The sequence below is a fragment of the Lawsonella clevelandensis genome (genome assembly GCF_003241315.1).
Lineage (GTDB): Bacteria > Actinomycetota > Actinomycetes > Mycobacteriales > Mycobacteriaceae > Lawsonella > Lawsonella clevelandensis_A.
On the sequence record NZ_QFOZ01000001.1, the window covers coordinates 442,639 to 455,972 of the forward strand.

Genomic DNA, 13,334 nt, shown 5'->3' on the forward strand with positions numbered 1-13,334 from the left:
TAAAGGAAAACGCGCTAAAGGAAAACACCATGTCCCAACTTGTTATTAAAGACCTTACTGCGCAGGTCAAGCGTGCTGATGATACCGAGGAGCCCATTGAGATTTTGAAGGGTGTCAACCTCACCCTGAACTCTGGTGAAACTCACGCCATTATGGGCCCCAATGGATCCGGTAAATCAACTCTTTCTTATGTTATTGCTGGACATCCGAAATACGAGGTAACAGGTGGCTCCATCACCCTCGACGGGGACGATGTTCTCAAGATGACTGCCGATGAACGTGCTCGTGCGGGTCTTTTCCTCGCCATGCAGTATCCAGTAGAGGTACCGGGCGTGTCGACCTCCAGTTTTCTTCGCTCTGCGGCGGCTGCTGTCCGTGGTGAAGCACCCCGGCTACGTCAATGGGTGAAGGAAGTCCGTGGAGAAATGGAATTCCTACAGATTGATCCAGCTTTTAATGATCGTTCTGTGAATGAGGGTTTTTCCGGTGGGGAAAAGAAGCGTTTTGAAACACTACAGCTGGGGCTTCTTAAACCTAAGTTCGCCATTCTTGATGAAACAGACTCTGGCTTGGATGTAGATGCTCTCCGTCTTGTTTCGCAAGGTATCAACAAGTATCAGCAGGAAACGAATGGCGGTATTTTACTGATCACGCACTACACACGCATTTTGCGTTATGTAAAGCCAGATATTGTCCATGTCTTTGCTAACGGTAAAGTCGCGTTAACGGGCGGTCCGGAACTTGCAGATCAGCTTGAAGAGCATGGCTACGATGCGTTCGTTACGAAAGGTGCGTAATGCTTGACGTTCATTCTATACGTGCGGATTTCCCCATTCTCACGCGCACTGTCCGTGATGGGAAGCCTCTCGTCTATCTGGATTCTGGGGCAACGTCACAAAAGCCACTTCCCGTTCTCGATGCAGAACGTGACTTCGTGCTGCATCACAATGCTGCAACTCATCGTGGTGCTCACCAACTTGCGGAAGAGGCAACCGACGCATACGAGCATGCCCGCGAACTGGTAGCAGGTTTCGTTGGTTGTGCCATTGACGAGGTTATTTTTACGAAAAACTGCACAGAAGGTCTCAACCTCGTGTCCTACGTACTGGGGGATGATCGTGCTGGGCAGTACCGCGTCTCCGCTGGTGATGAGATTATTATCTCGGAGGCGGAACATCACGCAAACCTCATACCCTGGCAGGAGTTGTGCCGCCGGACAGGAGCCACTCTTAAATGGTTCCCATTGCGAGATGATGGGCGCCTTGATTTGGACGCGGTGGAGATTACTGAACGCACAAAAGTAGTTGCAGTAACTCATGCTTCCAATGTCACGGGTGCTATTACAGATGTTGCGACAGTAGTGGAGCGTGCACACCAGGTGGGGGCACTTGTTGTTCTTGATGCCTGCCAGTCGGTACCCCATATGCCGGTGAATTTCACCGCCCTGGGTGTAGACTTTGCCGCATTTTCCGGCCATAAGATGCTAGCGCCTTCAGGGGTTGGTGTCTTGTACGGCCGCGCACAGATCCTGCAGGCGCTGCCACCATTTTTGACAGGCGGTTCCATGATTGAACACGTCACCATGGAAAAGACGACGTATGCTCCACCTCCACAGCGTTATGAGGCTGGTGTACCTAATATGAGCCAGGTTGTGGGTTTAGGTGCTGCTGTCGAGTATTTGGATTCTCTTGGCATGGATAATGTCTTCGCCCATGAGCAAGAAATCACCAGTTATGCTTTGCAGGAACTTGGTAAGCTCACTGGCGTTCATATTGTTGGCCCCACCACTCCTGAAAATCGTGGCAGTGCTATTTCCTTCACTATTGATGGCATACATTCCCACGATATCGGACAATTCCTTGATGATGATGGCATTGCCGTCCGCGTGGGACACCACTGTGCTGAACCACTCCACACTCACTTTGGGCTATCTGGTACTACTCGCGCTAGCTTCTACATTTACAACACCCTCGATGAAGTCGACCGGTTAGTGGACGGTATTACGCGAGTACAGAAATTCTTTGGAGTTATCTAATGCGTTTGGAAAGCATGTACCAAGAGGTCATTCTGGACCATTATCGCCACCCCAACGCACGTGGACTGCGTGACAATTGGGATGCAGAAGTACATCACCACAACACCTCATGCGGTGACGATATTCGGCTACGTGTTCACCTAGACCACGATCCAGATGATCCGCATAACCCAGAAAAAACCGTCATTCGCGATATCTCCTATGACGGGGAGGGCTGCTCTATTAGCCAAGCATCCACGTCTATTATGACGGAGCAGCTTATTGGGCATACTGTGGCAGAAGCATTTGATATCTGTGATCGTTTTGAAAAGATGGTCACTTCTCGTGGCCAAGACGAGGGCGATGAAGATATCTTAGGCGACGGTACTGCACTGGCGGGTGTGTCACAGTATCCGGCACGTGTGAAGTGCGCTTTATTGGGATGGATGGCGTTTAAGGATGCTTCGTCTCAGGCGCTTGAAGGATCGTCGGACAATGATGGTGCACCTGCCGATGGGGGAGAGAAAGAGTAAATGGAACCGGATTTCACCTCATCACAGCAGCGTAAGCACAAGGAACAAGAGGACGCTGTTCTTAATGCTTTGGCAGCACTGGGAAGTGCTGCGCAAGAAGACGGAGAGAACCCGGATGTGGATCCATTAGCTCCTGCTGCCGCATCGTCTTCTACTGCGTCATCATCTACTGTGCTGTCTTCTGGCACCCCATCTTCCGACACGCCTAATGTAGATACTGCGGAGTCTGTAGAGACTGCAGAGTCTACAAATACTACAGAGCCTCCAGAAATTACTGACGATACTGATTTCTCTACCTGGACGGTTGATGACTATCGTGCAGTAAAAGCAGAGGATCTCGCAAAGCTCCCTGATGATATTCCGCTTGCTCCGGAGGCTGAAGCCAAGGAAGTTCGCGAGGCAATGTATGACGTTGTCGATCCTGAACTTGGTGTTAATGTTGTCGATCTGGGGCTTGTGTACGACGTCAAAATGGACATTGCACGGCGCGCAACTATTGATATGACCCTCACTTCACCAGCATGTCCGCTTACCGATGTTATTGAGGATCAGGCTTTCGTTGCAGTGTGTACAGAAGGGCATGCCCGGGCTTTGCGAATAAACTGGGTGTGGATGCCTCCATGGGGTGCCCATATGATTACAGATGATGGTCGTGAACAACTTCGCGCGTTAGGTTTTACCCTCTAAATGAAGTCAAAAATTATTACCGCCCTGCTAGCGATTCTTCTAGCGGTAGAGTTTGCGCTGGCAGCATACGCTATCCTTGCCCATCAATGGTTGGGTCTTATTGTGATGACGCTTCTTATTTTTGCGGTGATGTATTTTCTGGATCGTGAAGTTCGCCGCATGAAAGGGGAGTTGCCCCCGACATCCACTAATGGCAAGGGGCCTTCGCAACCATCTCACCGAGGTAAAAATCCTGCATGATAACGTTTACTGATCTGGAGGTGCGGGCAGGTGTTCGTACTCTCCTTACTGTTCCTGGCTCTTTAGTGGTGCATGAGGGGGACCGCATTGGGCTAGTTGGCCGTAATGGTGCTGGGAAAACTACCACTATGCGCATTCTTGCCGGCGAGACAGAGCCGTACGCTGGCACTATTGTGCGTTCGGGGGATATTGGTTATCTTCCGCAGGATCCTCGGGAAGGCAATCTCACAACAACTGTTCTCAGCCGGGTGTTGTCAGCGCGTGGACTTGATAGCATTGCTCGCAATATGGATCGTCAGCAGTTCATTTTAGAGACTACTGATAACGATAAGAAACGCGATCAAGCTATTAAAAAATTTACTCGTCTAGAAGAACGCTTCAATGATCTTGGCGGCTACAAGGCGAAGGGTGATGCTGCCCGTATCTGTAACTCGCTGGGATTACCGCAGCGTGTTCTTACAGAAGAGCTAGGGCATCTTTCTGGTGGTCAACGCCGACGTGTGGAGCTTGCGCGTATTCTTTTCGGCAGTTCTCAAGCTGATGGCAGTAAAAACAACACAACGCTTTTACTCGATGAGCCAACAAACCACTTGGATGCCGATAGTATCCAGTGGTTACGCGATTTTTTAATGCAATATACGGGCGGTCTCATCGTCATTAGTCACGATACTGAACTGTTGGATGCTGTCGTCAATAAGGTGTGGTATCTCGACTCCATCCGCGGTGAGATAGACACCTACAGCATGGGGTGGGAACGCTATCTTTCCGCACGCGCCGCCGATGAGCAGCGCCGCCGCCGGGAGCGCGCTAATGCCGAAAAGAAAGCAGCAGCATTGCGGGCGCAGGCTGCTCATCTGGGTGCTAAAGCCACAAAGGCAGCAGCTGCCCATCAGATGGAACGCCGCGCGCAACGTCTCCTTGATGAAGCTGCCGATGTTCGACAGGCCGAAAAGCATGCTCATATTGCTTTCCCGAAACCTTTGCCGTGTGGAAAAACACCACTGACAGCGAAAAATCTGTCGAAGAGCTACGGTTCTTTGGAGATTTTCACTGGTGTGGATCTCGCCATTGATAAGGGCAGTCGTGTCGTTATTTTGGGTTTGAATGGTGCCGGTAAAACAACGTTGCTGCGTATTCTCGCCGGTGTAGAGAAGTCTGATGGGGACGGCACAGTTATTGAGGGGCATGGTCTGAAGCGTGGTTATTTCGCGCAGGAACATGACACTCTTAACCCAGATGAGAGCGTATGGGACAATATGGTGCGCCAGGCCCCAGACGCTGGAGCGCAGGACCTGCGCGGTTTGCTGGGTGCTTTCATGTTGACTGAGCAGATGTGGGAACAGCCTGCAGGTACTTTGTCCGGTGGCGAAAAGACACGTCTGGCACTTGCTAGTCTGGTGTGTTCACAAGCGAATGTCCTACTTTTGGATGAGCCCACAAACAACCTGGATCCTATTAGCCGCGAACAAGTGCTTGAAGCACTGCGTACGTATGAGGGTGCTTGTATCCTCGTCACCCACGATCCGGGAGCAGTGGAGGCTTTACAGCCAGAACGCGTTATTGTTCTCCCTGATGGTGTGGAGGATCTGTGGGGCGATGATTATATGGAGATTGTCACGCTTGCCTAACCTCCGCATTTCTCGAATGCTCTCTCAGTTGTCCTCGTACAGCCTTCACATCTGAATGAATCATAGATAGCTAATGCCGGTGCAGCGCCTTGTTGAAGCACTGCACCGGCATTGCTACACCAGTACTGTGTTTATTGTTTTATCCGTTCTTTACCATGTTCCGCAGTACGTATTGCAGAATGCCACCATTCCGGTAGTAGTCGGCTTCCCCGGGGGTGTCGATTCGGACGACCGCATCGAACTGAACAGTATCACCGTTATCTTTAGTGGCAGTCACTGCGACAGTCTTCGGGATATTACCGGTAGTGAAGTCACTGATACCGTTGATATCAAAAACTTCTGTGCCATCTAGGCCTAGCGATTCGTGGCTTTCGCCTTCTGGGAATTGGAGAGGGATAACGCCCATACCGATGAGGTTGGAGCGGTGAATACGCTCGAAAGATTCCGCGATAACCGCTTTAACGCCGAGGAGGGCGGTGCCTTTTGCCGCCCAGTCGCGGGAGGAGCCTGTTCCGTATTCTTTACCACCGAGGACAACAAGCGGAATACCAGCCGCAGCATAGTGCTGTGCCGCATCATAGATAAAGCTCTGCGGGGCGCCATCTTGGGTGAAGTCTCGGGTGTAGCCACCACTTACCCCATCGAGTAGTTGGTTCTGCAAACGGATATTAGCGAAGGTGCCACGCACCATAACTTCATGGTTACCGCGTCGAGATCCAAAGGAGTTGTAGTCCTTCTGTGCTACCCCGTAAGAATCCAGATATTGTGCCGCGGGGGTGCCTGGTTTAATTGCGGAAGCGGGGGAGATGTGGTCAGTGGTGACGGAATCGCCCAACTTAGCTAGTACTCGAGCACCTTTCACGTCAGTAACAGGATCCGGTTCCAGAGTCATACCGTCAAAGTAGGGGGCTTTGCGAATATAGGTGGAATCGTCGTTCCATGCGAAGGTGTCGCCTTCCGGGGTGTCAAGGTTTTGCCAGTGTTCGTCACCGGTAAAAACATCGGCATAGTCTTTGGCGTACATGTCTTCGGTGATGGAGGACATAATGATGTCGTTAATGTCATTATCGGATGGCCAAATATCGCGGAGATAAACCTGTTTGCCGTCGTTATCGGTACCGAGGGGCTCTTTATCGAAATCAATATCAAGAGTGCCCGCAATGGCATAGGCAATAACGAGCGGCGGTGATGCCAGATAATTCATCTTGATATCGGGGTTGATGCGTCCCTCAAAGTTACGGTTACCAGAGAGAATGGAGCAGGCAGCAAGGTCATTGTCTTGAATTGCCTGGGATACTTCTGGAATAAGGGGACCACCGTTGCCGATGCAGGCAGTGCAGCCATAACCGGAGAGGTAGAAACCGAGTTTTTCGAGGTACTTCCACAGGCCGGCAGTGTCGTAGTAGTCGGTAACAACCTGGGAGCCTGGACCCATAGTGGTTTTTACCCACGGCTTCACGCGCAGGCCACGCTGTACCGCATTACGTGCGAGTAGGCCTGCGGAAAGCATTACTGATGGATTCGATGTGTTCGTGCATGACGTAATGGATGCGATGCCGATAATGCCGTGGTCTAGGTCAAAACTGCCGCGTTCGGCTGTGTCTACATGAACGGGGTGTGAGGGGCGTCCGGACAGATCGCCTTTACCTTCGGGATCACTCGTGTAGCTGCGAACAGTTTTCCGCCAGGTTTCTTTTGCCTGGTTGAGGGGGATACGGTCTTGCGGACGTTTCGGGCCGGCAATAGAGGGGACGACAGTACCCAGGTCAAGCTCAAGGTATTCCGAATAGGTTGCCTCTTTACTGGGGTCATGCCACAGTCCTTGTGCCTTTGTGTAGGCTTCCACGCGGGCGATAGTGTCGTCATCACGGCCGGTGAGACGCATATAGTTGAGGGTTTCTTGATCAATGGGGAAGATGGCGCAGGTAGAACCATATTCAGGGGACATATTGCCGATAGTGGCACGGTTAGCAAGTGGTACTGCGCTGACGCCTTCCCCATAGAATTCCACGAATTTTCCAACCACACCGTGCTGGCGAAGCATATCAGTAATGGTAAGAACAACATCTGTAGCGGTGACACCCGGCTGTGTTTGGCCAGTAAGTTTAAAGCCAACAACACGGGGGATAAGCATGGAGATGGGCTGGCCAAGCATAGCAGCCTCGGCTTCAATACCACCGACGCCCCAGCCCAGAATGCCAAGACCATTTTCCATGGTGGTGTGGGAATCAGTACCCACGCAGGTATCGGGGTAGAGGACACCGTCATTGTTCATAACAACGCGTGCTAAGTGTTCTATGTTCACTTGGTGCACGATGCCGGTTCCCGGGGGAACGACGCGGAAGTTGGAGAATGCTCCTTGTCCCCAGCGGAGGAATTGATAGCGTTCTTTATTCCGTTCGTATTCAACCTCAACATTTTTGGTGAGGGCATCTGGGGTACCGAAGTATTCGACGATAACGGAGTGATCGATCACCATCTCAGCGGGGTTGAGAGGGTTGACCTGGTCGGGGTCTCCTCCCAGCGTAGTGACAGCTTGACGCATGGTGGCCAGGTCAACAATGCACGGAACGCCGGTGAAGTCCTGCATGAGAACGCGTGCGGGGGTGAATTGTATTTCTACACTGGGGTCTGCGGAGGGATCCCAGTGGGCAAGAGCATTAATATGTTTTTCTGTTACATTGGCACCGTCTTCGTTACGAAGAAGATTCTCCGCCAATATCTTTAAGGCGTATGGAAGTTTATCAACTCCGGGCAGAGAGTTGATATTAAAGTAGTTGTACTGCTGTCCATTCACCTCAAGGGTGTCTAGAGCGTTGAAAGAATTAAGGCTCATACAGGCGCTCCGTTCTGAATAGATTAGTGTCTTCAGGTTACCTTACTTACTGTGTTGTCTCAGACATCTCGGTTGGTTAAAACAGTTAGCTAAGCCAGTAGACTAGGGGTATCTATGGGTATCTCTGCCGTTATAGAACGAGGTTTTATGTCTGACTCAGCTCCGCTACCCACATCGGTTTCTCATCCAGCGCTTCCTCATGGTGTTAATCCCGCTGCGATTGCTGCCGATCTACAAAAAGATGGAGTATCTGCAACTCCTCAGCTAGCAGGAGCTTTACGAGAACGTGTGTATCAGGCTCATAGCAAGGGAATAGATTTAAAAATTGTTTATTATCCGGGTTCGGATAAAAGTTTCACAGCTACTCGTAATTTAGCAGAGCTTCTCAAGCCTCATATTGATGGCACTATTGTGGTACTTAATGATGAGCAAATTGGCTCTGTGAGCCCCGTGTATCCACGTTATGTCATGGAACATGCAGAGATCGATGCTAATCGGATTATTACTAACAGTAAGCCTCCTTATACAACACAGCAGGTGCTGGCACGTATTGACACCTACATCCATGATGTCGCTGAGTCGTCTCTTAATTGGACTCCTATTATGAGCGGTGTTGGAGTGACTGTAGTGCTGACTATCACGGTGATAGCGACAATTTTCAAGAGAAAATTATCGGCGTTATCCTCGCGCATTACCTCATCCCACTAAATCTCATTATTTGGGCATCCTATTTGTCACGCTCGTCCATAAAACTGCAGTTAAATAGGGGAATATAGGGCTTTAAAGAGAGTTACATAAGAGTAATTCTGTTAAAGATGTTTCATATGGTGACGAAGTGTCGTACGGTACAAGTGTCACACTAGTGTAGATTGCCACATTCATGAATAGGGAAAGCCGTGTTCGGGGAAGAACACGGACTCCTGTTTTGTGTAAGTGGAAAGGAGTAGCTGTGAGCACCCCACACAAAGCCAACCGAAACACTGCCATCAAGACAACTGGACGAACACTAGTTGGTGTTGGTGTAACGGGCGCTGTTGCGCTCACTGGTGCCGGCTTCGGTCAAGCCCAGCCGCATATTGACAATCAACGAGAAAATTCAGGTCCGGATACAGATCTGGACGCCTTGCTTAAGCAACTCGCTACCACAAACCAGGATCTTGCTACCCTGCAACACCAGCTTGGCCAAGATCAAGAACGAGCAAACAAGGCTCTCGTAGACCTCCAAAGTGCTCGCCTCCGTGCAGCTGATGCTCAAAAAGAAGCTGATGCTGCAGCTGCTCAACTTGCCACTGCACAAAAAAATGTACTGCGCGCACAACAGCAGCTGAATACCATCGCTGCCGATGCTTATCGAAATACCTCAACGAGCAGTTCTACACTCGAGCTAATGAGTGGAGAAGATCCCGACTCAGTTATGGCGCGTGATGCAGTTATTAGCCGTGCAGCTGCACAACAAAGCTCCATTGTTGATGAACTCAAACAAGCCCGCGCCGTAAGCGCGAACCGCTCCTCGCATGCAAAAGAAGCAGCCGCCGCTGCAGAAGCTGCTACCCAACGGGCTGTATCGCGAAATCATGATGCGGAAGATACTCTGCTTGCTTCTCGCACCGCGGTACGCACCAAGCAAAAAGAAATTGAACAGCTTGCTAAGAAACGTGCCACCCTTACTACTAAGCTGCAGAAGATGCAGGTATCCTCCGCCCGATCACAGTCAGTTCATAATGGCACCATTGACGAAGCAGCAATTCGAGCAGGTGTAGTGCAAGGGGCAAGAAGCGGAGCAGCAATAACCCGTGCAGCTGTCCATACTGCAGCTAGTGCACATGTTGACCTTAGTCATGTGAACACAACTGCAGATCTCGCTAAGCTGCCGATAGAAGCACTGCAGTCTATTCCACCATCAGAGTGGAGAAGGCTTGGCGGAACTATTCAGAGAGAAGTAGCGAAGCAAAGCCCAGAAGCAGCTGTAGCCGTTGGCATTGCCACTGACGTAACTATTAAGGCAATACCACATTTGTCTATCGTTACTAATAGCATCGATCTTTTGGCTAGTGTGCCCGATGCCATTGAAGGCGATGGATCAGCAAGTTCAGTCGTTCCTGATACTGGCTCCATTGCTAAGCCTGGCGCCGCTGCCTCGCTGGATACTCTTTTCCTTAGTGCCCAGCAAAAAATCGAAAAGGTTATTAACCGTGGTATGTCTCAGCTGGGTGTTCCTTACGCGTGGGGCGGCGGAAACGTCGATGGCCCAACCCGCGGTATTCGAGACGGCGGCGTAGCGGATTCCTATGGCGACTACAACAAGGTCGGTTTCGATTGTTCTGGCCTAATGGTGTATTCGTTCGCTGCACTTGGCTATAACTTGCCTCACTACAGTGGCTACCAGTACACCTCTGGTACGCAGATACCGGCGTCACAGATGAAACGTGGCGACATGATCTTCTACGGTCCTGGCGGTAGCGAGCACGTTACCCTCTACCTTGGTGACGGCATGATGCTGGAAGCACCATGTTCTGGTGATGTTGTCAAGGTCAGTCCTGTCCGCTGGGAGGGTATGACACCTTACGTTGTTCGTATGGTTATGAATTAACGTTTATAACGTAGGAGAGTGGTGATAGCGCCACTCATTCCAGGCAGTACCGCGCGCCCGCTGAGCTGTTCGCAAGAGTGGGATAAGCGCGGTTTCTGCTGTCTGCGCATAGTGTCGTGTAACGGACACAATTGCAGCAACGTGGTCTGCCGCAAAAATCAATTGCAGATAATGTCCCTCAACACTCGGCGGATATGTAACAGAGTCGCTAATAAGTAATGCACTATCAATATCAATAAGGGCATTACGGAAATCCTCATCTTGTTGTTCGCTAATGATATGAGGAGTGTGCTGCAGTCTCTGTAGTGATGCTTCCTCCGCACGACGTAAGTCTCCTAATGCCGCACGCGGTCCCGCATTGACAATGGGAGGCAGTTGTCCCGGAAAGGGAACGAGACGCCACAAAACGACGTCACGCAGGGGAGTCATAAAACTAACCTCAAAAGGTCCGTCAGGGTGCTCATGCGGATGTCCTAGAGCCAATGCCTCACCACCTGCAGTACTTATTAGTTCCCCCAATGCGGTAGTACTGAGAACACTCTCTTCCTCTGTTGCGGATTCCACTAGTTCATGAGTACCTGGGGGAGTAGTAGGAAGTTCGCTATATGCTCCGGGCAGTACTTGTAGGAATCTTATGTCCCAGGGACGAGTTATACGTAGTAGTTCTACAAGACCGCTATATGTGTGACCATCACCAGTAACAATGCGGTGGTCTTTCCCCCATGGAAGAAGAGCTTCAATAAGATCATCCGGGCTGATTTCGCCACGGTGTAAAGCGGGAAGCCACCAGGTAGCGGAGAAAAGAGGAGAAGCCATGGCATCCAGCATAGTCACTATGATGGATGCCATGCCGCATTGGAATGATCGCTATGGACGAGACCCCCTAGCTAAGAAAAAAGCTCCGAAACAGTACCGCACAGTAGAGGGAACACGCGGACTTATCATCGAGGATGCCGCCACCGAATACTGCGGAGCTGTTGTGGGCTTCGAAAAATCAGATAGTGGCCTGCTGGTACGCCTCGAAGATCGCCACGGCCATGTGCGAGTATTCCCTACCAAACCTGGACTTTTACTATTAGAAGGGGAGCCCATTCATCTTATTCGTCCGCGTCAAACCCCACGTGGTCCACAACTTTCCAATAGTGGTTCGCGGCTCGCTGCACATCCGCAGCGGGCACGTACAGCACGCGCATCGCGTATATGGGTGGAAGGGAAACATGATGCTCTTATCGTGCAGCAAGTATGGGGGCATGATCTTGCCCAAGAGGGGATTGTGGTAGAAGAACTATCCGGTCTCGATAACCTTCCGGAGCGGCTTGCCTACTTTTCTCCCTCTCCTCAACGACGAGTGGGTGTACTGGCTGATCATCTCATCACTGGTACAAAAGAAACTGCATTAGTAGACAATGTTGGCGATAACGTTCTTGTCACTGGGCATCCTTTTGTCGATATTTGGGCGGCAGTAAAACCCGCAACAATGGGGATATCCGCCTGGCCAGACATACCAATGGGTGAGGATTGGAAAACTGGTACGTGCCAACGTCTTGGCTGGGGTACTCCACAAGACGGGTGGAGAAGAATTGCCGCACGTGTAAAAACGTATCGAGATCTTGACTCCACTCTTATTGGTGCAGTAGAACGCCTCATTGATTTTGTGACGGAGCCGGGGGCTCTCTGAGTGACGTTGTTACGGGCATTTTTGCGTCAATAACAAGGCCCACAATTCCCATGGCGCAACAACACAAGCCCACAAGAATGACCCAAGGATTGGCATGCCCCACAGCCGCCTCACCGAACAAAACACCCGCTGTAGTGCCGGGAGCGCTACACACTAATGTCGCCACTGCAAAAGGAAGCATACGTACCGGAGTAAGCGCGGCAGCATAGTTCAGTACAGAAAACGGGACAAACGGAATAAGCCTTAACGATCCGACAGCCAACCATCCTCGTTTTTCAAGGCGCTCATTAAGAGCATCCAACATAGGATGATGCAGGTGTTCTTCTACCCAGCCACGAAACACGTAGCGGGTAAGAGCACACGCTACTACTGCTGATAGCACGGTGGCACCAAGGCACACTGCTAATGCCAGCAGTGGTGGGAAGAGAATCCCCGATATTAGCGTGAAAAATGTGCGAGGGATAGGAAACAGGGTGAGGAGAACATAGCACAAGAAAAAAACGAAGGGGAACCAACGACCCAACCGTGCCACACCGTGGCGAACAACAATTAACGGCGGCACATCAGTAAGAAAAAGAAGAAGTATCCCCACAACAATAACGATGGGAATAATGAGTTGTTTCCACAGAGGAGCACTCCGGAAACCTGCCCATATTTCACGACAGATATAACACAGCAGTGACCATAATCTCCGAAGCGCTACACGCACCCCAGAAACCGGTTTTTCTGCCATTACTGAATCCTTCGTTGTCGCTTTCTCTCTCTATTGTATTTCGCTACTGCAACTATCTGCCGCGATTATCTCCTAGGTATCCACTGTTCTCTATTGTGACAACAGAAAAACCCTGCAGCATGGAATACCACGTGCAGGGTTTTTAGAATTTGTGTCCGAGGGGGGACTTGAACCCCCACGCCCGTTTAATTTGGGCACTAGCACCTCAAGCTAGCGCGTCTACCTATTCCGCCACTCGGACTCACTGTGTAATTATCATGTGTAATTATCAACTGCTACCGTGAAGAACTCTTCTGCCTAATCCATGAGAATCTGTATGAATCTGTGTGAATTAGTGCGAAAGTGTTTCACTAGGTTGCTTGGATTAATTTACTGCAAACTCTACTAAAACCCCA

Annotated in this window: 12 protein-coding genes and 1 tRNA gene; 9 read left to right on the forward strand and 4 right to left on the reverse strand. The window is 50.6% G+C overall.

The window, feature by feature from the left end:
- The first annotated feature begins 29 nt into the window (after positions 1-29).
- The 6 genes from sufC to DI579_RS02040 all read left to right on the forward strand — a co-directional run bounded on the left by sufC (position 30) and on the right by DI579_RS02040 (position 5,102).
- Entirely contained in the window at positions 30-797 is a 768-nt protein-coding gene (gene sufC, locus DI579_RS02015; RefSeq protein WP_290595254.1) for a Fe-S cluster assembly ATPase SufC, read from the forward strand.
- Positions 797-2,035: a cysteine desulfurase gene (locus DI579_RS02020; RefSeq protein ID WP_290595253.1), complete on the forward strand. Its 1,239-nt coding sequence runs from the start codon at positions 797-799 to the stop codon at positions 2,033-2,035. The genes sufC and DI579_RS02020 overlap by 1 nt, the downstream gene beginning before the upstream one ends.
- A complete protein-coding gene (gene sufU, locus DI579_RS02025) occupies positions 2,035-2,547 on the forward strand; it encodes a Fe-S cluster assembly sulfur transfer protein SufU (protein WP_290595252.1) in 513 nt (170 codons plus the stop codon). The genes DI579_RS02020 and sufU overlap by 1 nt, the downstream gene beginning before the upstream one ends.
- A 357-nt stretch (positions 2,548-2,904) precedes the next feature.
- Positions 2,905-3,234 (forward strand): metal-sulfur cluster assembly factor, encoded by a 330-nt coding sequence (locus tag DI579_RS02030; protein WP_303678628.1) that lies wholly within the window; start codon positions 2,905-2,907, stop codon positions 3,232-3,234.
- The gene (locus tag DI579_RS02035; RefSeq protein ID WP_290595251.1) at positions 3,235-3,474 is read left to right on the forward strand and encodes a hypothetical protein; all 240 of its coding nucleotides are present in this window, start codon (positions 3,235-3,237) and stop codon (positions 3,472-3,474) included.
- A complete protein-coding gene (locus DI579_RS02040; RefSeq protein ID WP_290595250.1) occupies positions 3,471-5,102 on the forward strand; it encodes an ABC-F family ATP-binding cassette domain-containing protein in 1,632 nt (543 codons plus the stop codon). The genes DI579_RS02035 and DI579_RS02040 overlap by 4 nt, the downstream gene beginning before the upstream one ends.
- 139 nt (positions 5,103-5,241) lie before the next feature.
- Here the strand turns inward: DI579_RS02040 and acnA are convergent, their stop codons facing one another.
- Positions 5,242-7,938: an aconitate hydratase AcnA gene (gene acnA, locus DI579_RS02045; protein ID WP_290595249.1), complete on the reverse strand. Its 2,697-nt coding sequence runs from the start codon at positions 7,936-7,938 to the stop codon at positions 5,242-5,244.
- Positions 7,939-8,052: 114 nt separating this feature from the next.
- On the opposite strand from acnA, the gene DI579_RS02050 reads away from it, so the two are divergent.
- Positions 8,053-8,646 carry a DUF6676 family protein gene (locus DI579_RS02050; RefSeq protein ID WP_290595248.1) on the forward strand — a complete coding sequence of 198 codons (594 nt, stop codon included), beginning with the start codon at positions 8,053-8,055 and terminating at the stop codon, positions 8,644-8,646.
- Positions 8,647-8,887: 241 nt separating this feature from the next.
- Positions 8,888-10,528, forward strand: a complete 1,641-nt coding sequence (locus DI579_RS02055; RefSeq protein WP_290595247.1) for an NlpC/P60 family protein — start codon at positions 8,888-8,890, stop codon at positions 10,526-10,528.
- Positions 10,529-10,531: 3 nt separating this feature from the next.
- Here DI579_RS02055 and DI579_RS02060 read toward each other — a convergent pair whose 3' ends face one another.
- A complete protein-coding gene (locus DI579_RS02060; protein WP_290595246.1) occupies positions 10,532-11,344 on the reverse strand; it encodes a hypothetical protein in 813 nt (270 codons plus the stop codon).
- On the opposite strand from DI579_RS02060, the gene DI579_RS02065 reads away from it, so the two are divergent.
- Positions 11,343-12,206 (forward strand): DUF3097 domain-containing protein, encoded by an 864-nt coding sequence (locus DI579_RS02065; RefSeq protein WP_290595245.1) that lies wholly within the window; start codon positions 11,343-11,345, stop codon positions 12,204-12,206. The genes DI579_RS02060 and DI579_RS02065 overlap by 2 nt on opposite strands.
- On the opposite strand, the gene DI579_RS02070 is transcribed toward DI579_RS02065, so the two are convergent.
- Complete coding sequence (locus tag DI579_RS02070) at positions 12,172-12,939, reverse strand: TVP38/TMEM64 family protein (protein ID WP_290595244.1); 768 nt, start codon at positions 12,937-12,939, stop codon at positions 12,172-12,174. The two genes, DI579_RS02065 and DI579_RS02070, sit on opposite strands and share 35 nt — an antisense overlap.
- Before the next feature lie 152 nt (positions 12,940-13,091).
- A tRNA-Leu gene (locus DI579_RS02075) sits at positions 13,092-13,180 on the reverse strand.
- Between the last annotated feature and the right edge of the window lie 154 nt (positions 13,181-13,334).

Excerpts from the sequence above, each read along its gene's own strand:
- DI579_RS02040 (WP_290595250.1), top strand. The coding sequence starts at position 3,471 with ATGATAACGTTTACTGATCTGGAGGTGCGGGCAGGTGTTCGTACTCTC.
- DI579_RS02035 (WP_290595251.1), top strand. The coding sequence starts at position 3,235 with ATGAAGTCAAAAATTATTACCGCCCTGCTAGCGATTCTTCTAGCGGTA.
- DI579_RS02020 (WP_290595253.1), top strand. The coding sequence starts at position 797 with ATGCTTGACGTTCATTCTATACGTGCGGATTTCCCCATTCTCACGCGC.
- DI579_RS02060 (WP_290595246.1), bottom strand. The coding sequence starts at position 11,344 with ATGGCTTCTCCTCTTTTCTCCGCTACCTGGTGGCTTCCCGCTTTACAC.
- DI579_RS02050 (WP_290595248.1), top strand. The coding sequence starts at position 8,053 with ATGGGTATCTCTGCCGTTATAGAACGAGGTTTTATGTCTGACTCAGCT.
- DI579_RS02065 (WP_290595245.1), top strand. The coding sequence starts at position 11,343 with ATGGCATCCAGCATAGTCACTATGATGGATGCCATGCCGCATTGGAAT.
- sufU (WP_290595252.1), top strand. The coding sequence starts at position 2,035 with ATGCGTTTGGAAAGCATGTACCAAGAGGTCATTCTGGACCATTATCGC.
- sufC (WP_290595254.1), top strand. The coding sequence starts at position 30 with ATGTCCCAACTTGTTATTAAAGACCTTACTGCGCAGGTCAAGCGTGCT.
- DI579_RS02070 (WP_290595244.1), bottom strand. The coding sequence starts at position 12,939 with ATGGCAGAAAAACCGGTTTCTGGGGTGCGTGTAGCGCTTCGGAGATTA.
- acnA (WP_290595249.1), bottom strand. The coding sequence starts at position 7,938 with ATGAGCCTTAATTCTTTCAACGCTCTAGACACCCTTGAGGTGAATGGA.